Below are 24,837 nucleotides of genomic sequence, written 5' to 3'. Positions count from 1 at the left end.
CTGTTTAGTTACGGCGTCCGCCTCGTCCGCCTCGTTTACCTTCTGTGTTTCTTCTTAATGAAGATAGACGGTCATCACTATCTTTTAAAAATGAGCTCATCAATGAATCAAAATCCTGCCCGCCGTGCGCATTATTATTGTTCGTTGGTTTGTTGAACTGTTTTTTAGGTCCTGCATGGTATCCTCGGTCACGATTATCCTGTTGACTGCGATTATCACGATTGTCCTGTTGATTGTTCGTACGACGTTGGAAATTGTTCTTAGGTGCTTCCGGATTATCTTGTGCCTTACGGATAGATAAACCAACTTTCCCATCGTCTCCTACAGAAGTGACTTTGACAGTAACCTCGTCTCCCACAGTCAATATCTCATTGATATCCTTAACGAAACCATTTGATACTTCACTGATATGGACTAGTCCTGTCTTTCCTCCTCCAAGATCGATAAAGGCCCCAAAATTAGTAATTCCTGACACTTTTCCCGGCAGTTTTGCTCCTACTTCGATTGACATAAAAAATGTGATCCTCCTATTTTCACCCTAAAATTATTATATACAGCCGACACTCGGTTATTCACCGGATGTTTCGGGCTGTGATTGGCTTTCTTCTGTTGTTTGTGTACTTTGTGTTGTGTCTCTATTTCCGCTGATTGCAGAGCCTAAATCAGGTACAGCATAAATCTGCTCGCCTTCCTTCGAAACATAGTAACGGGCTCTTGCCAGCTTGGCAACATAATTCTCATCCTTCAACAAGGCGACATCCTGTTCCAGCTTTTCAAGCTTCTTATCCATCTCAGCTGACTCAGCAACTACTTCTTCTTTCTGCGCTTTAAAGGAATTCAACTCATTATAATCCTTCATCAACTCAAAAGCTGAAATAGAAAATATGACAATGCCTATTAAAAAAATGACGGCTAATCGACGACGTTTGAAAATCAGCTGCTTTTGCTGTTTTTGATACTCAGCATACTGCTCTTTGGTATACTCGTTATTCAGCGCAGCGATCTTATTCTTTTTTCCCATCTCTTTCGCTTCACTCGCTTTCATATGTCCGCTTTATTATACCAACATCTTCAAGGGTTGTCTAATCTTAATCGTCAGAACTTTCAACTCTTGTTTCAGATATGATTTGATACATTTTTTGTGCATCCTCTTTTTTTGTAGAATCATGCAGTTCCTTGACTTCTACTTCTAAAATTTTATTTCCAAAACGAATCTTGACTTGATCACCAATTTTTACAGTGCTGGAAGATTTTGCCAGAATACCATTAATCTGGATTCTTCCCTTATCAGCTACCTCTTTGGCAACGGATCTTCTTTTTATAATGCGTGACACTTTCAAAAATTTATCTAAACGCATATCCTCACCTCTTTTTCATTCGTAAAATCTTCTTTCCAAAAGGAACCATCAGCCACTCCCTGACAGTAAATAAGCGCAATTGAACAATTGCAAAAAGAAATACTGCCACTCCGATGACGACTCCTATTAAAGCAAAAATCAGCGCTTGCCCACGATGACTTGCTACTCCAACTATCATAGACACAATTCCTTGATAAATCAATAGGGCGATGACCATTATTCCCAGACTGCCTAATAATTTTTTCAAGAATCCCCGTTCAAACCAAAATTGGTTAATTTCCTTACCAGTCGTAAGAGTCAGGCAAAGCATCGTGATGCTTAGTGACAGGATTGTTGCCAGACTGGCTCCAACCGTTCCCAGATTTTGTGTCATCAGATTCGTCAGCAGGATTTTTCCAAGCAGGCCCAGACCGGCAGCAAGAAAGGCTGTCTTAAACTCATTTTGGCTTTGCAAAATACTTTGATAAGCTTGAATCACCGCCATCAAGGCAATCGCAAATACATATATTCCCAGCACACCATTTCCTTTGTAGTCCTTGAACAACGCAAAGTTGATATAAGGAAGCAGCAGAGCCAGGCCAACAGATGCAGCCGCTGCAACTGTTGTTGTTAATCGTAAAAAAATTCTTGATGCTGTGATAAATTGTTCTTGCTGCTTACTGACAAAGTACTTCGTCAACGCCGGCAGAAAAGAAGAACTCAACGCCAACGCTACAACCAGCCCTAGCTGTACAAGCGGCTGCCCTCTATCGTAAACACCCTTATCAACCTTTGCGGCATGGTCCGTCAACCCAGAGAATACCAGCGCATTTTTCACAAAAAATGAATCAACCAGCTGAAAGATAATCAGAAATGCACTATATAAAGAAACTAGTCCACCTTCAATAAACAAACGGTAGAAAAGCGTTCTTCCTTCTCGATCAATCTGCCAGTGATGAAAATAGGCAGAGCTGCCAGGCTGAATTTTTCGATCATAATACCACAAAATGGCTACCGCAGCTAAGCCCCCCAATACGGCACCACCCATTGCGGCAGTCCCGGTCTTATAAGCATCCCAATGAAGCATCTGGTAACAGGCTGCGGCAGTCAAGATAACACCGACTCGAATCAGCTGCTCCAACACTTGAGAAACAGCACTTGGTGTCATCAGCAGGTGACCTTGAAAGTTCCCTCGATAGCAAGAGAGTATCGGCACCAGTAGAAATGTAAAGGAAACAACCTTAATTAGTGTTGAAAGATTAGCATCTCCCATCAGCCTTGCCAACCAATCGCTGCCTAAGAAGAAAAAGGCAAAGCCGGACAACCCCAGCACGGCGATAAATGGAAACAGCCGTTGAAGAATCAGCTTTTTGCCATTGACCGTCTCCTGCTCAGCAACAATCTTTGAGATAAACTGAGGAAGTCCTGTTAGGGCCAACGTCATCGCAATTCCATAAATGGGATAGACTTGTTGATAAACATAGAAGCCTTCATCACCAACCAGATTCTGAAATGGAACTCTATAAACAGCACTCAAAAGCTTCGCTATGAATGAAGCTGCTGTCAGTACAAGCGCTCCTTGGAGCATGGATCGAAGCTCTTTTTGCGCCATATTATTTCCTCCTGTTTATCCCTTTACCATTTCTGGTTTTGTTTTATATTTTTCCTCACGTAAAGCGGAGACAAAAGCAGAAATCTCCTGCAGCCAAGCTGCCTCCTTCATGCCTTTATACAGCTTCAAACGAATACTCATCTTTTCATTATTCACAGCTAAATCTGCTTTTAAGGATGTCGCAGACAGTGCTTCAAATATTTGTTCAACGGTATAAGTTTTCGTCCCTACCTTGCTTAAAGTGAAAATGATTTCCTGCTGCTGTTTCTTGACGGACTCTAGCAAAGCTCTGTCTCCGTCCATTTTTATCAGTCCGGTTGTCAATAGATAAGCAACCTCATCTGGATACTCACCGAAACGATCCAGCAAGTCTGCCTCCAGCTCTTCGTACATCTCCATGTTTTCCAACTGACGAATTCGTTTATAGATTTCGATTTTCTGACGTTCATCAGAAATATACTCATTTGGCAGATAGGCATCGATACCCAAGTCAATTTCAACAGACGTTTTCTGGTCGAGAACCTTCTTCCCTTGCTTACGGGCAACTGCTTCTTCCAGCATCTGAGAATACATATCAAAGCCGACTGAATCAATGAAGCCGTGTTGTTGCGCACCTAATAGATTGCCCGCACCTCGAATGGATAAATCCCTCATTGCAATTTTGAAGCCGGAGCCAAGCTCAGTAAAATCTTTGATGGCTTCAAGGCGCTTTTCACTGACTTCGTTCAAGATTTTTTGCTGCTCATACATAAAGTAGGCATAGGCGACTCGATTACTTCGACCAACACGTCCCCGCAGCTGATACAAAGTGGACAACCCCATATAGTCCGCATTCTCAACGAACAATGTATTGGCATTCGGAATATCCACACCTGTTTCTATAATAGTAGTCGTCACCAAAATATCAAATTGGCGTTCAATGAAATCGAATAGTGTATTTTCCAACTGGATTTCCGTCATCTGACCATGGGCATAAGCAATTCTCGCTTGCGGCACCAACGCTTGGAGCTCTTCTACCTTTTGTTCGATTGTATCTACTCGATTATAAAGATAGAATATCTGCCCATCTCTCGCCAGCTCACGTTCAACAGCTTCGCGAATCGCTCCCGGATTTGTTTCCATGACATATGTTTGAATCGGGTAGCGATTCTCCGGCGGCGTTTCAATGACTGAAAGGTCGCGAACGCCTAACATCGACATATGAAGGGTTCGTGGAATCGGTGTTGCAGTTAACGTCAACACATCTACCTGTGAGCGCAGCTGTTTCAGGCGTTCCTTATGCTTCACACCAAAACGCTGTTCTTCGTCAATAACCAACAGACCCAAGTCACTGAACACCACATCCTGTGAAAGAAGCCGATGCGTTCCGATGATAATATCCACCTGTCCCTTTTTCGCCTGTTCGATTGTTTCATTCTGCTGTTTCTTTGTTCTAAATCGACTCAGCAGACCAACCTCGACAGGAAATCCTTCAAATCGGTCAAGAATCGTCTCATAATGTTGCTGCGCTAAAATGGTTGTTGGGACTAAAAAAGCGACCTGCTTACCGGCAGAAATTGCCTTAAACGCTGCTCTCAATGCTACCTCAGTCTTACCGAAGCCGACATCTCCCACCAGCAAGCGATCCATTGGTCGTGTTTTTTCCATATCCCGCTTAATCTCCGCTGTACTGCGAAGCTGATCCTCTGTCTCCGAATAAGGAAATGCATCTTCAAATTCTTTTTGATAGCTATCATCAGGTGGAAATGCAAATCCCTTTTCTGACTCTCTTGCTGCATATAACTGAATCAAGTCATCTGCGATATCCTCAATTCTTGCTGAAACCTTCCGCTTGGTCTTCGTCCATTCACTACCGCCCAGTTTATTAATCTTTGGCGTTTTGGACTCAGCTGCCACAAATTTTTGAATCAAGTTCAGCTGTGTCACCGGAATAAACAGCTTGTCATCATTCTGATAAAGAATTGTGATGTAATCTTGATGAACACCGTCTACTTCCAGTGTTTCCATCCCGATATACTTACCGATTCCGTGATTGACATGGACAACATAATCGCCCTTTTTCAAATCACTATAGCTTTTCAGACGTTCCGCATTTGATACCGTTTGACGACGAGCCCTCTTTTTCGTTACCGTATGGAAAATTTCCTTTTCGGTAATAGCTACTATTTTATCGGCGGGTAACTCAAACCCTGTCTGAAGATTCCCTTGAACAAGCTGGATTCGTCCTTCCAATAACCGATTTTTCGTCACTGAGACACTTGAGATATCAAAATCCCGAAATAGATTTTCAACTTTTTGCGCCCGTTCCTTTGTCGGTACAAAGACTAATACGGTTTGCTCCTGCTTTTGCCAGCGATCCATCTCTGCCTTCAGCAAAGGCATTTGTCCGAAAAATTGCTGCATCGAACGGTATTGAAAATTATGGATGGCTTGAAAGCGCAGATTCCCCATACCTTTTTGAAATAAAGAAAAGAAGGTCGCTGTAAAACGCTGCTTCCTTAACTGGTCATGAACATTAGCCCCAAAGGTCTGTTCCGAGAAGACCCGTTTTTCTTCCAGCTTCAAGGTATGCCATTCGCCTTCTTCGCGAACAATCTCCCGCTCTGTATCTAAAATCCGAGCATAATCATCGACAATCAGCATGCTGTCTTCCGGTAAATAATCCAGAATCGTTGTCTGTTCTTTATACAGTAAATCTGCATAATAACGTGCATTTTCCGTTGGAATGCCCGCTTCCCAAGAGGAAAGGATTTGACCGAAATACTCTTCCAGAAACACTTTGTCTGTTTTTTCAGAAGTAATAGACAGTCGTTTATCCAATGCTTCCTGAAGCTTTACAATTCCTACTGAGAGATCCTCGTCAGAAAAAATAGTATCTGTTACAGGCGAAATTGTGACACTTTCAATTGTTTCAGCAGAACGCTGTGTGTCCGCTTCAAAATAACGAAGCGAGTCGATTTCAACATCGAACAGCTCCGCCCTTACCGGATACTGCGTATTCAACGGATACACATCAATAATACTGCCTCGAATGCTGAATTCACCTGGCTTACCGACTAATGATTGACGCTCATAGCCCATTAACACCAGCTTTTGAGCCAGCTTATCCAGCTCGATTTCCGTACCTATTTCCCACTGCAGCTGAGCTTTTTTCCACGTATCTTTACTAGGAAGAAATTTTCTCAAGCCGGCTGCCGGAACAACAACAATCCCTTTTTTACGAGAAAGTAAAAAGTTCAAGGTTTGAATACGATCCGCTCGTGCTTCCGGTGAAGAGAAGGCCATTTCTGCGGAGAGCACTTCATCTACCGGAAATAGATAGACCTCTTCATCTGGGACTAAATTTCTAAAATCTTCTACTAATTGATTGGCATAATAAAGATTCGGTACTGCAACAATCATTTTTTTCTTCTTATACTGATAGCCGCTAGTCATAACTAATGTTTTAGCTGAGCCGGCCAATCCGGTAATCAGCTGACGATGGTTCCCTGTCAGCTTCTGATACCACTCTTGAACAACGCTGCTTTCACTTATTCGTTCAATAATATTCATTTATGTTGGCCACCTCCCTTATTTTCCATTGAATTGATTCATTGTATCGACAAAGGTATGTCCTTCACTGGCATAGATTGCAGCATCTGCTGCATTTTTTACTGCCAACAGGATTTCTTCATGAACCGCCTTAGGAAACTTGCTCAACACATACTGAACAACCGTTTCATTGCCTACAGGACGACCGATGCCTACCTTGATTCGAGGAAATACATTTGTACCAAAATGAGAAATGAGGCTCTTCATTCCATTATGTCCACCGGCACCACCTTTTTCCCGCAAACGGATTTTTCCGATTTCAAGATCCAAATCATCATAGATAACAATCAACTCATGATCCTCAACGCCGTAATAGGTCATTAGCGGTCCTACTGCTCGTCCGGATTCATTCATAAAGGTCAGCGGCTTAACCAACATAATCTTTTCCGTTCCTATAAAAAATTCAGCAATATCTGCCTCAAATTGATTCTTTTTGAACACCGCATTGTAACGATGAGCAATCTCATCTACTGTAATAAAGCCTATATTATGTTTGGTTTCCTGATATTTACTCCCAGGATTTCCCAAGCCTACGATCATTTTCATTCCGTTCTCCCCCTTGTTTAATAAGCAGTATCTATCATCTACGTTCATCGATGGTGTTCCATCGTTTTTAGCATGGATTCTATACAACACAAAATACGCGACTAAGATAACTTACCATCTCAGTCACTTCTTTCATCAAAGTAAATTTGAATGATGCTTTGGAAAACAGGCTGTTAATCCTTTCGCTTAAGCTCTAAGACAACTGCTTTGTCACCTGTTTCTGTCTTAACAGTATAACACAATTCCAGCTGTTTCAAATCGTTTAAAATTTAAAAATTAACTAAGCTCTTGCCTTGAAATCAAAAACCTTTGAAATTTCTTAATATGTAAGAATAGTGAAAAATCACACATGTAAGAGTTTGCATTTGAAACAGCTCGAAAAACTGTACCATTTTCGAGCTAAAACACGTGACAAAACTCTTTGATGGTGGTACTATTTTTGTAGCAAAGAAACCAATGAAAGGAATGGTACACATGACTGCAGCTGCAGATAGAAAAGATCACCAAAAAGTTATTTTAGTAGGAGACGGTGCTGTCGGTTCCAGCTACGCTTTCGCTCTTGTCACTCAGAATATCGCTCAAGAAGTTGGTATTATCGATATTAATACAAAGAAAACTGAAGGGGATGCCATGGATCTTTCCCACGCATTAGCTTTCACTTCTCCTAAAAAAATATACGCTGCTTCTTACGCTGACTGCCATGATGCAGACCTTGTTGTACTGACAGCAGGCGCACCACAAAAACCAGGAGAAACAAGAATCGATCTTGTTCACAAAAACTTAAAGATTAACAAAGAAATTGTGACTCAAATTGTGGATTCCGGTTTCAATGGTATTTTCTTAGTTGCTGCCAATCCAGTAGATATCTTAACTTATTCTACATGGAAATTCTCAGGTTTTCCAAAGGAACGCGTTATTGGTTCAGGAACTTCTCTGGATTCAGCACGTTTCCGTCAGGCAATTGCTGAATTGGTTAATGTGGATGCCCGTAACGTCCATGCCTATATCCTAGGTGAGCATGGGGATACTGAGTTCCCTGTATGGTCTCATGCCAACGTTGCCGGACTGCAAATTTATGAATGGATTAAAAACAATCCTGAAGTCGATGAAGAAGCAATGGTTAACCTATTCTTCAACGTACGAGACGCTGCATATTCCATTATTGATAAAAAAGGCGCGACCTTCTATGGTATCGCAGTCGCATTGGCTCGTATTACCAAAGCCATTCTGGATGATGAAAATGCGGTGTTCCCACTATCTGTTTATTTGGACGGTGAATATGGACAAAATGATATCTATATCGGTGCACCAGCTGTTATCAACCGCCAGGGAATCCAGCAAGTCATTGAGATTCCTTTGACTGATGGTGAAAAAGACCGGATGAACGCTTCCGCTTCTGCATTGAAGGAAGTCATTAAATCTGCTTTTGAAAAATTCGAAGCAGAAGAAAACTAGTTAGTCTTCGTTAATTAAATCAGAAAAACTAAACCATGTTTCGAACACTCTTTTGTGAATGTTCGAAACGTGGTTTTTATTCATTAGTTACATGCGATTTTTTACAACCGGAACATACATTTCTGTTAAGTATTCTTCGGGTGGTTGTTCCTCATCATTCAGGTAACGATAATAAATTCCCCCATCTGCTGTGTATCCGTGCTCATTAATCCAAGCCAACAAAGCCTCCATTGTCGGGTCCTGTGCTTCATAGGGACCGCGATCGATTGTCACTGCAATCAATCGAGAAGGAATAGTCACACAACGAACCTCAGACTCCGCTAATTGTATCGGAAGAGCAACCTCCAAACCAATTGATACATCCAATGCTGCTAAATCAATATTATGGAAACAAACAACTGGACCACTCGCCGAAAGCAGCTGATTCTCTTCAAGAACGACAGCCATTTTCTCTAGCGCCTCCTCCATAAAATTCCCATACTCTGTAAAAAAGTCAATGGTGCGACGAACGACCAACATCTCCGTTTCTCTAACTTGTTTCACCTGTATTTTTGAAATTCTAGTCATAGCCTCTACCTCCAAATTTATTTATGAGTCACCTGACTATAGCACGAAGAAAGCTTTGCCATTTGACCGCCTCTGCTATTTAGAAAAGCTGAATGAGGCTGGACAGCTAAACACTGTTTCAACGTTTCTTCCCTACTCCTTGATATCACTGGGATTACCAGCCTAAAAAACTTATAATACCTTGATCTAGCAATAAAAATAGCCCTGAGTCAACTTGCACCTCAGGACCACTTTTATTATATAAACTAGGAAAACCATACTACCGCACACTTTTTCTCAAAGTTATTTCACAAGATATTCCAGCATAACGTCCTCAGAGCCAGCAGGCATATTTCCGGCATAATTAGGTGTTGCTAAAGATACACCGCCATTGTTATTGGTAAATACATATAGATTTCCCGCCAATGAGTTGTTGTTATCATTTTGAAGCATCTCTCCTAAAACTAACTCAGTATTGACACTTACTTCTCTAATCTCATTTTCTCCACCAGCTGTCACACGAATCGTTTTTGTCGGTATCTGTTGATAAGTGACTGTGTAACTTGTTTGATAGTCAACATCCGGAAGCGAGGTAATAAAATCAACTACGCCGTTCACTCCATCTGTAAAAGAAACATTAATTGATTGGGGAATATTCATGCCTTCCTTATAAAAGTTGCCATTACTGCTTAATACATCCAGAGACACTTCATAAGGATAGGCTGCTTCACCTTCTGAGACTGAACTCTCTGAACGCGTCGTTTCCTCAGTATCATTTGATTTTTGCTCTACTGAAGTCTCAATCGTGCTGCTTTCCTTGCTCGCTTCCGTTTTCTTATCCTTGCCTGAACAACCTGCAAACAGTACTGCTCCTCCCAACATCAATACCGTACCCATAATCATCTTTTTCTTCATTTTCTTATTCCTCACCTTCTATTTAATTGCTCCCCTTAGAAATATCTTTGCAACAAAATTGCAACACAAAAGAAATATAACAGCAATGATTTTGTCACAAAAAAAGAACTAGGTGCTTTGACCTAGTTCAATACTTATTGATAATTAATAGAAACCGTCCGCTTCGTCCTTGGTTACAATGTAAATATTTTTCATTTGAGTATAAGCATCCAGCATCGATTTATGTGTTTCTCGACCAATCCCAGATTTCTTGTATCCTCCAAATGGTGCCCCCGCAGGCAACTGATTGTACGTATTCACCCACATACGACCGGTCCTAACACCTTTAGCCACTCGCAATGCTGTATTGATGTTTTGCGAGAAAACCGCACCACCAAGACCATAATCGGATTGATTGGCTAGTTCGATAACTTCAGCTTCTGTCTTGAACTTAATGACTGTCGCAACCGGTCCAAATATTTCCTCCTGTGCAATACACATTGCATTTGTTGCATCTGCTAACAGTGTCGGTGCTAAGAATGCACCCTTTTCAAGTCCTGACGTAGTTACTCGTTGACCACCGGTAACTAAGGTTGCTCCCTCTTTGACACCAATTTCCACATATTTCAGAATTCCTTCCAGCTGGTGCTCGTTGACTTGAGCACCCATTTGCGTTCCTTCCTCCCAAGGCAATCCAACCTTGATTTTCTCAAAACGTTCCTTCAAGGCTGCAACGAATGTATCATAAATACCTTCTTGAACAAAAACACGAGAACCGGCACAACAGACCTGACCTTGATTAAACAGGATGCCTAGCTGTACACCTTCAAGCGCTCGTTCCCAATTGGCATCATCAAAAATGATATTCGCTGATTTACCACCAAGCTCCAAGGTTGCCGGAATTAGACGGTCAGCTGCCGCTTTGGCAACGGTATAACCGATTTCTGTCGAACCTGTGAAAGCCAGCTTATCAAAGCCCTCGTGTTCCAGCATGTAATTACCGGAATCAGAGCCTCTCCCCGTAATAAGATTCACTACTCCTTTAGGCAGCACTTGATCGAACAGCTTGAATAGCTCCAACAGGCTCAATGAAGTTGTTGAAGAAGGATGAATAACAACAGTATTTCCTGCAGCTAGCGCAGGTGCCAGTTTCCATGCACCCATTAACAACGGGAAATTCCATGGGATAATTTGTCCGACTACACCAATGGGTTCTTTGATAACTAAAGACAGTGTATCCTTATCCAAATCCTTTAATGATCCCTCTTCTGATCGAATCACACCGGCAAAATAACGAAAATGATCCGCACTGGCCGGTACATCGATAGTCATTGTTTCTCTTAACGGTTTTCCATTATCCAATGTCTCAGCTAATGCCAACCGTTCTCTATTCGCATCAATTAAATCCGCGATTTTCAACAGCATATTGCTTCTCGTAATGACATCTACATCTTTCCATGCGATAAATGCTTGCTGAGCCGCTTCCACTGCCTGATCAACATCTTCGTGTGTAGCATCAACAAACTCAGCTAACGCTTCGCCGTTACTGGGGTTATAGCTGGTAAGCAGTCTCTCTCCAGTCCCTTTAGTCCATACGCCATCAATATAAAGCTGGTAGCTTGCATCTACAGCGTCCTGTATATTTAACGATTTACTCAATAAAATCCCGCCTTCCATTTTTTTGTGTACGTTTCCAATTATAAAGTACCAGAATAAAATGTAAAGCGTTTCTAACAGTTTTTTCTTCCAATGATGCACTAGACGTTCAACTATTTTCGGAGCTATACAGCTAAAATATTAACTACCATCACTTTTTCTCTTCCAACTGAACATAGAAAGACCCATACTTCTCCATTCAAAATAGAATAGCGAAATGAACTCCTTCAGCTTTCAATAATTTCCATCCTAATCCTTAGTATCACTGGATTCACAATCATAAAAATTTTATAGTCAAAAAAGCAGCAAAGCTCTTTCTACAGTCCTTACCGTAAAAATAGCTCTGCTGCATATTTTCAGAAATAACTCCTATTACCCTTGATACAAAATTCCTTTTTCCAGCAAGGCCTGTTTAATTTTTTCCAAAGCCTTCTCATCCTCGCACCGAATGGTATGCAGATGAATCCCTGCTGTCAGCTCAGAGAGTAACGAAGCATTACTCCTTTTATAAGAATCAATGAAGCGTTTGACATCCTCCTGTGTTCGAACTCTAAGATTACCAGTCAGTTCTCCATAAATCGGGTGCTCAACAATCACATCCAGTACCTCTCCGCCAAGCGCCACAATACAGGAAAGCTCTTCTTCTGTCTGATTCGGCTGATGCTGACAAGCAATTTTTCGAACAAAGGCTGTCTCTTCCTTTTGCTCCAACAGATACCCTCTGGCTGTTGCCACAATCTCATGCCCGGCTGCCCGCAGCAACGCGACATCTCCTACAATAATTTGACGACTGACTACGAACTTCGCGGCTAATTTCCCAGCACTGACAGGCGCTTCAGCAGCTTCCAGCACACTCAAAATTTCTGAACGTCTTTGCGTTCCGTCCATATTCCATCCCCCTATTATGCTTTATCGATTTGTTCTTTTTGGAAAGCCCGTGAAGCAGCCATAATCCCTGTGTATGTTTCTTGAAGAACTGCTTTATACTCGTCCTTCGTTGTATACGATGCGATTTTTTCTAAGACCTTTTGTTCTCTGGAGGAATCGAGAATGTCTTTTCCCTCCAGCTTCTTAATTGCTGCTATTTCCATCACGGCATCCATTCGCTGTTCCAATAAAGACGTAATTTCTCGGTCAAGCGCATCTATCTTCTGTCTTGGAGCTGCTAAGACATCTTCCATTTCTGCTTTTTCTTCAATGCTCTTGATGACTTTCGCAGGGTTTCCGCCCACCACACAATCATCCGGTACAGATTTAGTAACTACTGCACCTGCTGCTACAACGACATTATTTCCTAAGGTTACTCCCGGAACAATCACTGCTCCGCCACCAATCCAAACATTGTCTCCAATCGTAATTGGTTTACCAAACTCCAAGCCGCTATTCCTTTTTCCCGCATTCAAGGGATGTGAAGCAGTATAAAGCTGAACATTTGGTCCAAACATACAATTGTCACCGATTTTAATTGGACAGATATCTAAGAAAATATTATCAAAGTTGGCATAGAAATTTTTCCCGACGTGAATATTGAACCCATAATCAAATTTCAGACTTGGCTCAATATAAACATTCGAGCCTGTCGTACCAAACGTTTCTTCAATTAGTTGTTTTCTAATTTGCTTATCCATTTCATTATTAATCAGCTTCATTTGTTCACGTGCATGCTGCCGACTTGCAGAGAGCTCCGGATCAGAAGCAAAATAAAGCTCCCCATCAATCATTTTTTGTTTTTCAGATTTAAAAGTTTCCATTTGTTCGGCTCCTTCTCAGTTATGGATGCAAGCAAGAATTTCTCTGGTTGCATTCATTCTCATATAGTCTTCTTAAAATTATCATCAACAGCTGATAAAAACAACTGTTCTCTTATAATTGACGAAATAATTGCAGAGCATCCGTTTCCACATAAAAAGATTCCCTTTGTGTAGTAACAGGTGTTTGGTTAACAACGATTATTTTAGCTTCAGGCTGCGCATAAAAAATCAAATCACAGAATGGATGAACCTGAAAGCTGGTGCCGACAATAACAATGAGTTCTGCATTGGCAACTGCCTGTATTGCCCTCGAAATCGTTTCCTCCTCAAAGCCTTCTTCATATAAGACGATTCCCGGCCGCAGCTGACCACCGCACATTTCATGTCTATCGCCTGTCAAATAGACTTCAGCAGAAACGCTCTGTCTACATTTTCGACAATAACAATGATACAAGCTTCCGTGAAAATCAATTCTTTGATGACTGCCCGCCTGCTCATGAAGTCCATCTATATTCTGAGAAACGACCCACACATCTTTTTCATCTCCCAGCCTCACCATCGCCTGATGGATTTCATTCGGTTTAGCCTGCGGATGGTACAGGTTTTTGATAAATTCATAAAATTTCTCCGGCTCTTGCAGCATACAGGTTCGACTAAGTAAATATTCCGGTGCCTCGATTCCTTGATAAACTCCTGACAATGACCGGTAATCCGGAATTCCTGATGCTGTCGACACACCCGCACCAGTCAAAAAAGCAACCGTTTGTGCTTCCTTTATCCATTCAACAGCAGCTTCTATAGTAAGTGTATTCATTATATGGTTTCAACTCCTAACACTTTCTATTATAGACGATAGTGTGGTCAATGTACTATCAATTACAAAAGAGAAAAGAAAATTCCTCCAAATGACTTCCCTTCCCAACTAGACAATGTATTCACATGACCGTTAACTTCTCTATCAGCAGTAACAATAACTGTACTTCATTTTCAAAAGTTTAATCATCCTGCCAAAAAGATGATTCCTTCTTTTTTAACAAAAATGATAAAATTTTAAACATAAGGAGGGAATCTGCTAATCAAGTTGCCAATAGCTAACAAAAAGCTAGCTGTGTTTATTGCATAGCGATTCGGTAAATTTTATGAGTAGGTATTTGAAGTAAGTTCATTCATCAATAATTATAGGGGAAGAAGTTATGAAAAAAGAAGATTATGTTAAAATGCCTGGGGCATCTGTTGATGAGTTGTATTTATTATTTGAACAAGCAATCAACGATTTTAAAAAAAGAAAATTAACTAAAAAAGAATTTTTTGATATTTTAGAGGAATTAACTATGAGACAAGGAGATACTTATGAGAATCTAAAAGAACCCTTGAGGGGTGAATTAGATGATGAGTTATGTAGCTTATGGAATACAGAGAATTACGATGATGTAGATGTAATTACATCACTGATAATAAATTTAGGTATGAAAAAGACATATAACAAGATGAGGGAATCTATGAAAGACACTACGGATATATCCCCAGAAATAATTGAAGAAATACAAGACGCAATTGAAGAAGTTGGGGATAATATAGATGATCCTTATCATGATTACATGAAGAAAACAACTGAATCAGATTTGAAATAATTAGTAAAATAAAAAAGGTACTTTATCACAAAATTGGAAATCAAGTGATAAAGATTATTATAAGGAATAAAGTGAATGATAGATAACAGATTTTATGAAGGCTTCGAAGGAGAAACAGAAATTTCTTTTGTTGCTAATGATAATAGACTAATTATTTGGAATGGTTATTTCGAAACTATTTTAAATATTTTATTAGATTGTAAATTAGAAAAACAAGGTATTTTAAAGGAGTATTTCAACATTGAGGGCTGGTATGATGATTCTCCGTGGCTAGTAGATGATGCTCCTTTTACAATTAGCCAATTAAAAAATTTTGATATTACCAAAGTTAGACAAATTTCCATGAAAGATGATTTAGAAAAAGTAGTTAAAACAATTATTTCATTTTTGGAAGATAATGCTTCGAGCAAAATTTATATTGAATATGAGTGAATAGACATGATCTATAAACTGGAAATAAAATCTGAACATTTCCATTCCGATACAACTTGTATGGGATGGCAATTAGTAGATATTCTAAAAAATTTTATTGATTTAAAAAATCTAAAATGGGTGGTATTTGATATATATGGTTCTACACACGAAGATTTATTAGAGCTTTTCAAAAAGGACAAAAATGAGACTGTATTTTTTGAAAATACAGAACATTTGATTTCTAGTGTAAATGAAGTAGTTCAGTTTGAGACTGGTGTATTCTGTCTAATAGATAGTACCAAAAAAATAGAATTTATTGATGGAATTCCAGAAACAGAAGCAAAAGAAAGAATCCAGGTTCAAAAAGAAATATTAGAAATTCGAACATTTGACTATTCTTTTTTTGAAGTATATTCAGCAGATAGAAAATATTTAGATAAAATCAAAATGAACCTTCCTAATCAAATTATCAATATCCAACAAATCATTTAGTTAATTACCAAAGGAGAGAAAAATTTGAATGATGTATTAGCAGCAAAAAGAAAATTGCAATTCCTCACTCTCGCACAATGGGTCAGCGGAATTTTTGCCGTCATAGCCTATGTGATTAGTGCTCTGAACTATATCAATCAACAAACACTAACCATTACCATTCCCTTTTTGTTTTTGGGGCTAACTGGCTGGAGGCGGAGCAAGAAAAATCAGCTTATCAAACTCTGCCACGCGACATTGGCTGACCTAAAGGAAAAAAGGGATGCAAGAGAAATTGATGAAGAGACCTTTTCCGTAGAGTCCCACAAAATAAGAGAAATTCTTTTTGCTTACTTTGATGGAAAAAGCAATACTGCCTAATTCACTATTGACACACAATTTAAGCATCAATATATAATCACATTGAACTGGAAGCTTTAAGTTTTTCTTAGGCTTCCAGTTTTATTACGAAGCTCAGACCATACATAAAGCTACGGCACACGCAGAAAGAGGTACACTTATGGAAGAATTATCTTATGAAGAAATCATAGACTATGTAGCATCCGACTTTGATGAGGATATGGAGGAGTTCAATTTTACAGTTATTGAAGTAACAGCTAAAATAATCGAAGAGCAGCATTTCATTTTCCGAGAAGACCCCTTTATTAAATATGCCTATTTAGTCCGACTAGGCTTGGAAAGTATCGCTCGCGGGGAAATTGCTGATTATCTCTACGAAAAACTGGCGACTATCGCTCCTATCATAGCAGCAATAAAGCACAAAGAAATTGCATCTCTGAAAAGCGATTTAGCTCTGTATCAGAGAAAGCAAAAAACAGCCATATATGACGTCATCGAAACACCGTTTCCTACAAAAGCGAGTGCCGATTATCATTTAGGAGATGGTCTCTATAAAGAAAATGATTCACTATAAAGGCACTGAGAATAATGTATCCCGAAATAATGAGCAGAAAAATCATTGACGGATTTTTCTGCTCATTTATTTTATAAAATACTATACCCCAGCTCACTGATATCTTTTTGAAACGTTTTTACTGTATCTAAAGAGATTTCTTCAGCAGACTTTCCGACTCCACCAAGCTTTTCAATAATCGCCGGTGGAACTGTGATAATATCGCATCCCAAACGTTCGGCTTCACAGATATTATAGACCTCTCGTGTACTTGCCCACAACAAGAGACTCCCCTTCTTTTGATTGCAAATTTCCCGACTTCTTTGAACAAACGTGGTTGTATCAATCCCTGCATCATTTAAGCGTCCAACGAAAATCGATACAATATTGGTTGTTCCCTCTGAAAAGGCATTAACCGTTGTCTGAACCTGTTCTTCAGTCGTGATAGCTGTAATATTCAGCTTAAGTCCAAGTCGAGAAAGCTCTTGAATCAACGAAGCCATACTTTCTCCTTCGCTATTGATTACAGGAATTTTTACAAAAACATGTTCGCCTAATTCATTTAGTACCAACGCTTCTTTTTTCATAGTCTCCGGATCATCACCAAATACTTCGAAAGAAATTGGCATATCTGGAAACGCAGCCAGTGCCTGTTTCGCAAATTCCAAGTAATTTGTCACACCACCTGCTTTCATCAACGACGGGTTTGTCGTAAAGCCATTGATATAACCACTTGTGTAACTATTCTTCATTTTATTCAACTCTGCTCCGTCAGAGTAGATATCGATGTTGAAGGATGATTTATTCATACAGACTCCTCTCTTATTTTTCTATTCTTCTACGTTATAAGCGTATTCTTCGGCTTCAATGCTTTGAATCCCCAATTTATCAAATAACAAAGCTTTATAGGCAATATACGCATTGTACTCCAAACGCTCCAACATATCATTCGCTTTATGAAGTGTGTCTTCTAGAACGAGAACTCCATGCTTATTCAGCAGCATTACCTTCGATAACACATCATCCCCCAAACTGTTGACATGTTCCGTCACGATTTCAGCAAGCTCAGGAGAACAAGCCGGCGCAAACGGCAGACAAGGAATCTTCCCGAATTTTTGTGTAGCTTCTGTCAGGTTCGGCATATCCATCCCCTGAGAAGCAAAGACCATCGACTCTCGAGCATGTCCATGCAATACACAGCCGATTTTACGATTTTCACGATAACAGGCCATGTGCATATTGATTTCTCGCGTCAATCTGCCGTAGCCTTCTACAATGTTTTCATCCATATCGACAACTAATATCTGATAAGGAGAAAGGTCGCATAAATGATTCTGCGACATCAATGTTGGCGTCATGATAATATGTTCATCATTCAAACGCACACTGATATTTCCTCCTGCTGCATTCGTTCCATATCGTTGGTAGATATTCTTAGTGATTCTGCATAAATCTTCTCTCTCTGATTGGTATAACATATTTTTCCTCCCAGCCTTTAATTGACTCTCTTCTTTTTATAATTCAGTAATTTTTACCTGTTTCATCAATTGTTCTGCTTCTCTCGGATTAAAATAAGAACTGTCTTCATACTGTACTTTACTTGCAGCACAGGCACTGCCTCTTTTAAGTGCTGCGATAATATCTCGACATTTGGAAAATTCTGCCAGAAAGGCTCCGACAAAGCAGTCTCCTGCTCCTGTATCATTGACTTCTTTCACTTCTGGTGCAATCACCTGGTACTGTTTTCCTTCGTAACAGCAAACACTTCCCTGCTCGCCCTTTGAAGCAACGATACAAGTGATTTCCTGTGTCAACCGCTCAAATGCTTCTCCTGTTGAATCCTTCTTTTCATTCAGCAGCTCTGCCAGCTCAAACTCATTCGGCTTAATAAAATCGACACCCAATTGAACCGCTTGAAGTAACGCCTCTCCAGATAAGTCACAAGCAACGAAGGCTTGCTTGGCTTTCGCCAACTGTATTAAATCTTTCAAATCATGCATCTGAAAATTTTCCGGTAAAGAGCCGGCAATCAATACAATATCCTCAGAAGTCAGTTGCTCGTCTAAAAAGTCAAGCAGCTGCTTCTTTTCAGCGTCTCGGACAAAAAAGCTTGGCTCAGTCAGCATCGTTGATCCTTGATTTTCAGGCTCAATGGCTACTATGGACTCTCGTGTTAATCCTTCAGGTATCGGAATAAATGAATGTGTGATTCCCTTTTGCTTCACAATTTGTTCGAATGCCTCAAAATTTCGTTCACCGGCAAACCCTAACGCCAGGTTTTCAACACCTAATTGTGTCATGGCATATGACCCATGCGTCCCTTTTCCGCCAATGTCATAAGTTATTTTCGACGCACGATTTGTTTTTCGTTTGGTTAAAGTCTTGTCTAAAAACAATAGGCGATCAATAGCCGGGTTCAGCGTGATTGTATAAATCATCCTCTCTATCCTCCCTAAGCTTCCGCAGCCTCCATAGATTCAGCTGACTCTTGCTGTTGCTGTGCCGCCTTGGCTTCACGCATCAAGTCACGATAATAGAAAACAAAGCTGACGACCCAGATAACCAAAATGATTAGTGGGATGAAATTCCCTTCTAAAAATTTGAATACATGGGAGAACGCATAGGTAAATACAGGTCCATCAATTGAACTATTTGAAATCATTTTTCCGGCTTCCAGCTGAACTGCGCCTGTTGTATTAGCCAAATCTGTCATGAATGGAGCAAACGCCGTACCGACCCATAAGAAAATCGGAGAACCAATCGTACACAGAATAATCATTCGCAACAGGTTACCGCCTGTAACCAAGAAAGCAGGAACCGCCAAAGCAATATTGATAATTCCGGCGAATGGCAAGATTTCATTTCCAGGAAGGAACATAGAGAAAATCAAGGTGACTGGTACCGAGTAGATAACCGCCAGCCAAATCTCATTTGAACCACCCATGAAAGGCCAATCCAAGCCAACCAATAAGGTCCGTCCCTCGAATTTTTTATTCATAAAGTCACTGACTGCTTCAGAAATTGGCGACAACGCCTGCATGAAATACTTGGTGATAACCGGAAATAGCGTCAATGCTGTAGCCGCCTGTATTGCTAAGGTCAACGTTTCAGCAACACTATAGCGAGCCAATACACCAAAGACACAGCCTAAAATAAAACCTAGCACATGGTTTTCTGCAAAAATCCCTACTTTGTCCTTCAAGGACTCCGCATCAAAGTCTTTATCTAATGCTGGGATTTTCCGAAGTAATTTATCGATTGGATAAAAAATAGCTGTTAAGAAAACCATTTTATGGGTACAGGTCACGCCGGGAATCCCTGATAAGGTCTCAATACGATGCTGGTGCGCATCTGCACTTTTCAGCTCGAATACAATTTGTACAGCTGCAACTGCAAAGGCTAGCGGAACACTGCCGGTAATTCCTACAACGGCAACCGCTGTAAAGATTTTTCCCCAAACATTCCATAAATCAGCATTGAAGGTATTTGTCTTATTGATAACTAACATGATGACATTGATTCCAATCATTAGCGGGAACATTAAAAAGGCATAAGGCCACGACCAGGAAATTGTAGACATGGTTGTCCAACCACCATCCACGATTGGCAGTGAGATACCAACCGTTTCCAGCATCGCTTCTGCTGCCGGACTGATAGCACCTGTCATAAAACTAATCAGCATCGTCATTCCGGTAAAGGCTACGCCAAGTGTAATGCCGGAGCTTATTGCATCCTTAACCTTCATGCCCACAATTAAACCTGCGATAATGATGATAATTGGTACAAAGATTGCAGCACCCAAGCTTAACAGGTAGTTCACTACATTACTTAAAATCTCCATCTTTTTACCTCCTCTTCCTTTTTGTTTGCTATTTACAGATATCAATCAGCTTCTGCAGCTCTGCCTCTTGCCCCATCCCCGTTAGAAAAGCAATGCCGTTAATAACCGGAATCGGATATTCCTTCTTGGTTTTTGTAATGGTGATGTAGGCGACACTCGAATCCATATGACGCTCGACTGATTTTAAATCAACGGCTTCAACATATGCATTTACGTTCCGCTCCTTTAACAATCTACTAACCTTGCTGGCTACTGTCTGTGATGTTGCCACTCCGCTGCCGCATGCTACAATAATTCGTTTCATTTCTGCTCCTCCTAAATGTCTATTCTTGTTTTTTATTCACTTTGATCAAAATTTGTTCGTATGATATCCAGCACTTCTCCACAGGTATGGGCTGCCAACAGCTGTCGGACAGCTTCATCATTGGTTAACAGGTTCATCAGCTTTTGCAGCGCGATAACTTGATCCCCATTTTTAAGAACGCCCAGCATGAAGATTAGTTCTGCCTGTATTTTTCCCTCCGCAATCCCCATTGGTTCAAACTCAATCCTTCGCTTTGGTCTGACCACTGCAATAAACGGTTTTTTCAAATTTTCCGGATCTGCATGGGGAATCGCTACCCCCACTGTCGGTGTTTGAATTCCTGTCGGAAATTGCTGTTCTCTTTTTAAAATACTTTCATAATAGCTTTCATTTACAAAGTCCTTTTCAAGCATACATCTGTTGAACCACTGGAAAAGCGCCTCACGATCCGCTAATTCCTGCTCGATAAACACTAGTTCTTCACTAAATAATTCTGTCCCTACCATATTTTCACCTCTTTAAACGTTTTTTCTTTTTGCAGCCCTAATCGGCAATTTTGTTTAATTCCTCCTGAATCAGCAGAAACAATTCTTTCTCGGAAGTAATCGTGGTCATTTTTTGCGGAAGTTCACTTTCCAAAAGTACCTGATTCATTTTGAGCAGCCATTCTACATGCTGATTTTCAACAGATGGAGCTAGAGCAATCATCATGCGCATGGACTCTTTATTCGGCAGCTCAGTCTTCTCCTGAATAAATAAAATTTGATAATCCGGATTTAGCACACCATATTCCGGCTTTACGTGAGGCAGGTAGCATTCATACGCAATCATCATATAAGGATAATCCTGATGAAAGACGGTTCTGCAGGCTTCTACATACTGCTCTGTGATACTGCCACGATCCAGCAACGGCTGAAATGCTTCCGTCAGCGCTTTATCCATATCTGCAGATTGAACCACTGTTATGTGTTCCTCTGTCAGCAGAAAATGATCCTCTTCCACAGCTATCTTCGGTTGTTCATCCTTCATGTAGAAGCTCTCAATACGCATGAACGCATCTTCTTTACAAAATTCCGGAAAAAGGTCGCTTAAATAGCTGAATAATTCCTTTGTTTTCTTGGTGACATCTTCATTAATTGCAACCTCTACCTGATTTTTGATTTTAGCTCTGGCCTCTTTATCCAATACAGGAGGAACCAAAAAGGTCGTAATTTCTGTATGAATAGGAATAGTAGTAAAAATGAAGTCCGGTTCAAAGCCTGTTTCAGATACTTCATGGATTGCATATGCTCCGACAAACTCAATTTTAGGAAACATCGAACGTAGATTTTCCAATAAAAGCTTTGAAATCGACATCCCGCTTCGGCATAGAACCATCGCGCGGAATACTTGATTTTTCTCCGCTTTTCTCGTGTGAATCATCGAGCTGATAACAATCATTGCAATAAAAACCACTTCTTCTTTTGGAAAAGCTCTACCAATTAACTCTTCGAATATACCCACACCAACGTTGATTTTTTCATAAAGGGGACGGTATTCTTCAATAAATACATCAGTTAGTGGATTCTTGATGTTCACACAGAGCAAGCAGCGGTAAATCGCAGGTCTCACATGCAATAGCAGCTTTTCCTTCAGACTTTCGCGATTGGCAAACTGCATGACACATTCCTCTTCAAGAAAGACAATAAAGCGATCCGTTGCTTTCACAATGTCCTCACTGTCAGAAAGATCAAGCTTTGTTTTGACAATGGTGGCAGACAGAACCTGTAAAACCAAATACAATAAATCGTTTTCATTTAAGTCTGCTGCATGGTGAAACAGCTCCGCATACATTGGAAATTCCTTTGTATTCTTGATATCATATTTTTCAACCTTGAAGTGCCAGGCTCCTTTATGATGCTGTGCACGTTTCACCAAGAAAGCTAATACTATGGGCAATTCTTCCAGACTTTCCTCTGTAAATGTTAGCTGTGCACGTTGCTGTAAATTTGTTAGTCTATTTTTCAACAGCAGCAGCTCATGTTCTTTGATAAACCCCGTCTCCAGTAAAAAATATTTACCCGATGGCTGTTTCAACAGACTTTTCAAGGTATTCACTAGTTCGTTTCTTATAATGAATTCTGAGCCTAGCAACGCATATCCGGTTTTACGTGAATACTTCAGGAATATCCCTTTTGACTCCAGTTCCTGCTTCAAGCGCTTGATTTCTGCTAAAGCAGTATTTTTACTGACGAGCAGCTGGTCAGTCAGCTCCGCCAGGCTCATATCCTCTTTACTTAGGAGTAAATGTAACAGTAATAAAGCCCGCCGATACTTCCCCTCATAGTAAGTAAAAATTGTTACCTTCTTCTTTTTCAGATAGCGGTAGCATTTCTCCCGATCCTTTTCTGACAAATAAATCTGCTGTTCTTCTACAGTGAGTTTGGAATGAAGAGTATGGTTGATTTCTTTTAGATGTGTTGCCAAATCTACTTGTGATAAAAGCTTTGATGCCAGAATCTTATCTATCACTATATCGTCTCTTTGAAAAAAATCTTGAATCAAAGCCATTTCCAAACGATCCATTGATGTCACCTCTTTCTATAATCATCTTAACTCAAAATTTTCTGCTGCTTTGCTCGTTTCATCCCAATTTGAAACCGCTCTCTTTCCGCTTGTTGGGATGAGCCTGTTTATTACTAAAGCTCAAAGACAGCTTTCAGCTTCTAAATAGCTTACGCAAACGCAACAGATTCCTATTATTTTATTAATGTAAACAACCGCCAGCCATTTGTAAACGCTTAATTATCAATGGATTTTATTTGTTATTTAATCATACAAAAAGGACAAAGCCCTTCAACGGAATGAAAGACTTTGTCCTTTTCTTTTAATTAGCTGTTTTACACCTCAAAAACCAGTACCTGTCATTACTAGTTTGTATGATTGGGTTTCAAGCAGCAATATCGTTGAATTGATCATTGCTACCCATCATAAAACCCTAGAATCGCAATGCCTATCATAATGATAAGGATTACCGCATACTGTTTGCCACTCAGCTTTTCTTTTAAAAATATTCGTCCCAGCAAGACAGAAACAATGCTATAAGAAGCAATCATCGGAGCAACAACAATCGCATTCGAAGCAATAGCACCTACATAAAAGAATTGACCTACTGTTTCGAAAAGTGCCGCCAGTCCCTTATCTCGCTCAGAGAAGACTAGAACCGGTTCTTTTTTCACAAGCTCAAGATATGCCCATAACACTAACGCTATGATAAAAAAAGTTAATTCATAGCTCATATTTGCTTGATCCTCCGGCATAATTTGTTTAAACTCCAAGTAATACCCATCAAGAAAAGTTCCGAGTCCATCAATGAGGCTATAGAGGATTGGGAAAATAATTGCTGCTGCACCAATTCTATATTTTCGTTCAATCACTTGCCCTTCTTCCTTCAGCTCCCTGTCAAATTCCTGCTTTTCAAATACAGACAATAAAAGAATACCAAACGAAATAATGGCTACTGCCGCAAACTGCATTCCGTTCATCGTTCCGCCTAATAGAAAGAAGGTTAATAATGCGGACACAGCTCCTGAAGAATTACTGATAGGAGAGGAGATTGACACCTCAATGTAGCGCAAGCCAAAATAACCAACAGCCATCGAAAGAATATACATAGAGGATACCGGCAAATAAAGCAGCAGGTTTTTCCAATCATACGCAATCCCTTCATACATGACATAGTAAAAAAGGACATGCAGCCCCATAACCAGTCCCACCATAATAGTTGTTTTTGTTGCTGTGAAGCGGTCCTTCGGATTATTTCCTTTTTTATAAAATAAATCTGCTGTCCCCCAAGCAAGCACGGTAATCACCGCTGGTAAGAACCACATACAAAC

General features: G+C 40.2%; 26 protein-coding genes. 6 read left to right on the top strand and 20 right to left on the bottom strand.

Features of this window, described 5'->3' with window-relative positions; genetic code table 11:
- Window positions 1-4: 4 nt before the first annotated feature.
- The 6 genes from IW510_RS16615 to pth all read right to left on the bottom strand — a co-directional run bounded on the left by IW510_RS16615 (window position 5) and on the right by pth (window position 7,086).
- Window positions 5-511, bottom strand: coding sequence for a S1 domain-containing RNA-binding protein (locus IW510_RS16615; protein WP_202061570.1), 507 nt, complete (start codon window positions 509-511; stop codon window positions 5-7).
- Between the two features lie 57 nt (window positions 512-568).
- A complete protein-coding gene (locus IW510_RS16610) occupies window positions 569-1,021 on the bottom strand; it encodes an FtsB family cell division protein (RefSeq protein ID WP_202061568.1) in 453 nt (150 codons plus the stop codon).
- 67 nt (window positions 1,022-1,088) lie between these two features.
- Window positions 1,089-1,358, bottom strand: coding sequence for an RNA-binding S4 domain-containing protein (locus tag IW510_RS16605; RefSeq protein WP_202061566.1), 270 nt, complete (start codon window positions 1,356-1,358; stop codon window positions 1,089-1,091).
- A gap of 4 nt (window positions 1,359-1,362) precedes the next feature.
- Window positions 1,363-2,949, bottom strand: coding sequence for a putative polysaccharide biosynthesis protein (locus tag IW510_RS16600; RefSeq protein WP_202061564.1), 1,587 nt, complete (start codon window positions 2,947-2,949; stop codon window positions 1,363-1,365).
- A gap of 15 nt (window positions 2,950-2,964) precedes the next feature.
- Window positions 2,965-6,501, bottom strand: coding sequence for a transcription-repair coupling factor (gene mfd / locus IW510_RS16595; protein ID WP_202061562.1), 3,537 nt, complete (start codon window positions 6,499-6,501; stop codon window positions 2,965-2,967).
- Window positions 6,502-6,519: 18 nt separating this feature from the next.
- Window positions 6,520-7,086 (bottom strand): aminoacyl-tRNA hydrolase, encoded by a 567-nt coding sequence (pth, locus tag IW510_RS16590; RefSeq protein WP_202061560.1) that lies wholly within the window; start codon window positions 7,084-7,086, stop codon window positions 6,520-6,522.
- A gap of 474 nt (window positions 7,087-7,560) precedes the next feature.
- Between pth and IW510_RS16585 the strand changes: the two genes are divergently transcribed.
- Window positions 7,561-8,541 (top strand): L-lactate dehydrogenase, encoded by a 981-nt coding sequence (locus IW510_RS16585; RefSeq protein ID WP_202061588.1) that lies wholly within the window; start codon window positions 7,561-7,563, stop codon window positions 8,539-8,541.
- 87 nt (window positions 8,542-8,628) lie between these two features.
- Here the strand turns inward: IW510_RS16585 and IW510_RS16580 are convergent, their stop codons facing one another.
- From IW510_RS16580 to IW510_RS16555, 6 genes are all read right to left on the bottom strand, one after another.
- Complete coding sequence (locus IW510_RS16580) at window positions 8,629-9,108, bottom strand: GyrI-like domain-containing protein (protein ID WP_202061558.1); 480 nt, start codon at window positions 9,106-9,108, stop codon at window positions 8,629-8,631.
- A 282-nt stretch (window positions 9,109-9,390) separates the two neighbouring features.
- On the bottom strand, window positions 9,391-10,002 hold the full coding sequence (locus tag IW510_RS16575; protein WP_202061556.1) for a hypothetical protein: 612 nt from the start codon (window positions 10,000-10,002) through the stop codon (window positions 9,391-9,393).
- 144 nt (window positions 10,003-10,146) lie between these two features.
- On the bottom strand, window positions 10,147-11,640 hold the full coding sequence (locus tag IW510_RS16570) for an aldehyde dehydrogenase family protein (RefSeq protein ID WP_236674785.1): 1,494 nt from the start codon (window positions 11,638-11,640) through the stop codon (window positions 10,147-10,149).
- 369 nt (window positions 11,641-12,009) lie between these two features.
- Window positions 12,010-12,525, bottom strand: a complete 516-nt coding sequence (locus IW510_RS16565; RefSeq protein ID WP_202061552.1) for a transcription repressor NadR — start codon at window positions 12,523-12,525, stop codon at window positions 12,010-12,012.
- 14 nt (window positions 12,526-12,539) lie between these two features.
- The gene (locus tag IW510_RS16560; protein ID WP_202061550.1) at window positions 12,540-13,388 is read right to left on the bottom strand and encodes a chorismate mutase; all 849 of its coding nucleotides are present in this window, start codon (window positions 13,386-13,388) and stop codon (window positions 12,540-12,542) included.
- Between the two features lie 112 nt (window positions 13,389-13,500).
- Window positions 13,501-14,202, bottom strand: a complete 702-nt coding sequence (locus IW510_RS16555) for an NAD-dependent protein deacylase (RefSeq protein WP_202061548.1) — start codon at window positions 14,200-14,202, stop codon at window positions 13,501-13,503.
- Window positions 14,203-14,581: 379 nt separating this feature from the next.
- Here IW510_RS16555 and IW510_RS16550 point away from each other — a divergent pair, with 379 nt between their 5' ends.
- The 5 genes from IW510_RS16550 to IW510_RS16530 all read left to right on the top strand — a co-directional run bounded on the left by IW510_RS16550 (window position 14,582) and on the right by IW510_RS16530 (window position 16,838).
- Window positions 14,582-15,019, top strand: coding sequence for a hypothetical protein (locus tag IW510_RS16550; RefSeq protein WP_202061546.1), 438 nt, complete (start codon window positions 14,582-14,584; stop codon window positions 15,017-15,019).
- A gap of 75 nt (window positions 15,020-15,094) precedes the next feature.
- Window positions 15,095-15,451: a hypothetical protein gene (locus IW510_RS16545; RefSeq protein ID WP_202061545.1), complete on the top strand. Its 357-nt coding sequence runs from the start codon at window positions 15,095-15,097 to the stop codon at window positions 15,449-15,451.
- A gap of 6 nt (window positions 15,452-15,457) precedes the next feature.
- Window positions 15,458-15,925, top strand: a complete 468-nt coding sequence (locus tag IW510_RS16540; protein ID WP_202061544.1) for a hypothetical protein — start codon at window positions 15,458-15,460, stop codon at window positions 15,923-15,925.
- A gap of 24 nt (window positions 15,926-15,949) precedes the next feature.
- Entirely contained in the window at window positions 15,950-16,285 is a 336-nt protein-coding gene (locus IW510_RS16535; protein WP_202061543.1) for a hypothetical protein, read from the top strand.
- A 139-nt stretch (window positions 16,286-16,424) separates the two neighbouring features.
- The gene (locus tag IW510_RS16530) at window positions 16,425-16,838 is read left to right on the top strand and encodes a hypothetical protein (protein ID WP_202061542.1); all 414 of its coding nucleotides are present in this window, start codon (window positions 16,425-16,427) and stop codon (window positions 16,836-16,838) included.
- 71 nt (window positions 16,839-16,909) lie between these two features.
- Here IW510_RS16530 and IW510_RS16525 read toward each other — a convergent pair whose 3' ends face one another.
- From IW510_RS16525 to IW510_RS16490, 8 genes are all read right to left on the bottom strand, one after another.
- A complete protein-coding gene (locus tag IW510_RS16525; RefSeq protein ID WP_202061540.1) occupies window positions 16,910-17,626 on the bottom strand; it encodes a transaldolase in 717 nt (238 codons plus the stop codon).
- Window positions 17,627-17,647: 21 nt separating this feature from the next.
- The gene (locus tag IW510_RS16520; RefSeq protein WP_202061538.1) at window positions 17,648-18,295 is read right to left on the bottom strand and encodes a class II aldolase/adducin family protein; all 648 of its coding nucleotides are present in this window, start codon (window positions 18,293-18,295) and stop codon (window positions 17,648-17,650) included.
- A 36-nt stretch (window positions 18,296-18,331) separates the two neighbouring features.
- Window positions 18,332-19,255 carry a 1-phosphofructokinase family hexose kinase gene (locus tag IW510_RS16515; RefSeq protein WP_202061536.1) on the bottom strand — a complete coding sequence of 308 codons (924 nt, stop codon included), beginning with the start codon at window positions 19,253-19,255 and terminating at the stop codon, window positions 18,332-18,334.
- A gap of 14 nt (window positions 19,256-19,269) precedes the next feature.
- Window positions 19,270-20,658, bottom strand: a complete 1,389-nt coding sequence (locus IW510_RS16510) for a PTS galactitol transporter subunit IIC (protein ID WP_202061534.1) — start codon at window positions 20,656-20,658, stop codon at window positions 19,270-19,272.
- A 28-nt stretch (window positions 20,659-20,686) separates the two neighbouring features.
- Window positions 20,687-20,962 (bottom strand): PTS sugar transporter subunit IIB, encoded by a 276-nt coding sequence (locus IW510_RS16505; RefSeq protein WP_202061532.1) that lies wholly within the window; start codon window positions 20,960-20,962, stop codon window positions 20,687-20,689.
- A gap of 32 nt (window positions 20,963-20,994) precedes the next feature.
- A complete protein-coding gene (locus IW510_RS16500; RefSeq protein WP_202061530.1) occupies window positions 20,995-21,468 on the bottom strand; it encodes a PTS sugar transporter subunit IIA in 474 nt (157 codons plus the stop codon).
- Window positions 21,469-21,505: 37 nt separating this feature from the next.
- Window positions 21,506-23,527: a BglG family transcription antiterminator gene (locus tag IW510_RS16495; protein WP_202061528.1), complete on the bottom strand. Its 2,022-nt coding sequence runs from the start codon at window positions 23,525-23,527 to the stop codon at window positions 21,506-21,508.
- Between the two features lie 395 nt (window positions 23,528-23,922).
- On the bottom strand, window positions 23,923-24,831 hold the full coding sequence (locus tag IW510_RS16490) for an EamA family transporter (protein ID WP_202061527.1): 909 nt from the start codon (window positions 24,829-24,831) through the stop codon (window positions 23,923-23,925).
- Window positions 24,832-24,837: the final 6 nt, after the last annotated feature.

It is taken from the genome of Enterococcus sp. BWR-S5 (genome assembly GCF_016745255.1).
Taxonomy (GTDB): Bacteria; Bacillota; Bacilli; order Lactobacillales; family Enterococcaceae; genus Enterococcus_L.
Note: the sequence above shows the minus strand (reverse complement) of the source record. Positions and strands in the feature narration are given on the sequence as shown.

What these genes read in the sequence shown, in the direction of transcription:
- IW510_RS16580 (WP_202061558.1), bottom strand. Translation starts at nt 9,108, where the DNA reads ATGACTAGAATTTCAAAAATACAGGTGAAACAAGTTAGAGAAACGGAG.
- IW510_RS16600 (WP_202061564.1), bottom strand. Translation starts at nt 2,949, where the DNA reads ATGGCGCAAAAAGAGCTTCGATCCATGCTCCAAGGAGCGCTTGTACTG.
- IW510_RS16540 (WP_202061544.1), top strand. Translation starts at nt 15,458, where the DNA reads ATGATCTATAAACTGGAAATAAAATCTGAACATTTCCATTCCGATACA.
- IW510_RS16490 (WP_202061527.1), bottom strand. Translation starts at nt 24,831, where the DNA reads ATGTGGTTCTTACCAGCGGTGATTACCGTGCTTGCTTGGGGGACAGCA.
- IW510_RS16555 (WP_202061548.1), bottom strand. Translation starts at nt 14,202, where the DNA reads ATGAATACACTTACTATAGAAGCTGCTGTTGAATGGATAAAGGAAGCA.
- IW510_RS16560 (WP_202061550.1), bottom strand. Translation starts at nt 13,388, where the DNA reads ATGGAAACTTTTAAATCTGAAAAACAAAAAATGATTGATGGGGAGCTT.
- mfd (WP_202061562.1), bottom strand. Translation starts at nt 6,501, where the DNA reads ATGAATATTATTGAACGAATAAGTGAAAGCAGCGTTGTTCAAGAGTGG.
- IW510_RS16575 (WP_202061556.1), bottom strand. Translation starts at nt 10,002, where the DNA reads ATGAAGAAAAAGATGATTATGGGTACGGTATTGATGTTGGGAGGAGCA.
- IW510_RS16500 (WP_202061530.1), bottom strand. Translation starts at nt 21,468, where the DNA reads ATGGTAGGGACAGAATTATTTAGTGAAGAACTAGTGTTTATCGAGCAG.
- IW510_RS16505 (WP_202061532.1), bottom strand. Translation starts at nt 20,962, where the DNA reads ATGAAACGAATTATTGTAGCATGCGGCAGCGGAGTGGCAACATCACAG.
- IW510_RS16515 (WP_202061536.1), bottom strand. Translation starts at nt 19,255, where the DNA reads ATGATTTATACAATCACGCTGAACCCGGCTATTGATCGCCTATTGTTT.
- IW510_RS16495 (WP_202061528.1), bottom strand. Translation starts at nt 23,527, where the DNA reads ATGGATCGTTTGGAAATGGCTTTGATTCAAGATTTTTTTCAAAGAGAC.
- IW510_RS16610 (WP_202061568.1), bottom strand. Translation starts at nt 1,021, where the DNA reads ATGGGAAAAAAGAATAAGATCGCTGCGCTGAATAACGAGTATACCAAA.
- IW510_RS16545 (WP_202061545.1), top strand. Translation starts at nt 15,095, where the DNA reads ATGATAGATAACAGATTTTATGAAGGCTTCGAAGGAGAAACAGAAATT.
- IW510_RS16585 (WP_202061588.1), top strand. Translation starts at nt 7,561, where the DNA reads ATGACTGCAGCTGCAGATAGAAAAGATCACCAAAAAGTTATTTTAGTA.
- IW510_RS16530 (WP_202061542.1), top strand. Translation starts at nt 16,425, where the DNA reads ATGGAAGAATTATCTTATGAAGAAATCATAGACTATGTAGCATCCGAC.
- IW510_RS16520 (WP_202061538.1), bottom strand. Translation starts at nt 18,295, where the DNA reads ATGTTATACCAATCAGAGAGAGAAGATTTATGCAGAATCACTAAGAAT.
- IW510_RS16605 (WP_202061566.1), bottom strand. Translation starts at nt 1,358, where the DNA reads ATGCGTTTAGATAAATTTTTGAAAGTGTCACGCATTATAAAAAGAAGA.
- IW510_RS16550 (WP_202061546.1), top strand. Translation starts at nt 14,582, where the DNA reads ATGAAAAAAGAAGATTATGTTAAAATGCCTGGGGCATCTGTTGATGAG.
- IW510_RS16565 (WP_202061552.1), bottom strand. Translation starts at nt 12,525, where the DNA reads ATGGACGGAACGCAAAGACGTTCAGAAATTTTGAGTGTGCTGGAAGCT.
- IW510_RS16615 (WP_202061570.1), bottom strand. Translation starts at nt 511, where the DNA reads ATGTCAATCGAAGTAGGAGCAAAACTGCCGGGAAAAGTGTCAGGAATT.
- IW510_RS16510 (WP_202061534.1), bottom strand. Translation starts at nt 20,658, where the DNA reads ATGGAGATTTTAAGTAATGTAGTGAACTACCTGTTAAGCTTGGGTGCT.
- pth (WP_202061560.1), bottom strand. Translation starts at nt 7,086, where the DNA reads ATGAAAATGATCGTAGGCTTGGGAAATCCTGGGAGTAAATATCAGGAA.
- IW510_RS16525 (WP_202061540.1), bottom strand. Translation starts at nt 17,626, where the DNA reads ATGAATAAATCATCCTTCAACATCGATATCTACTCTGACGGAGCAGAG.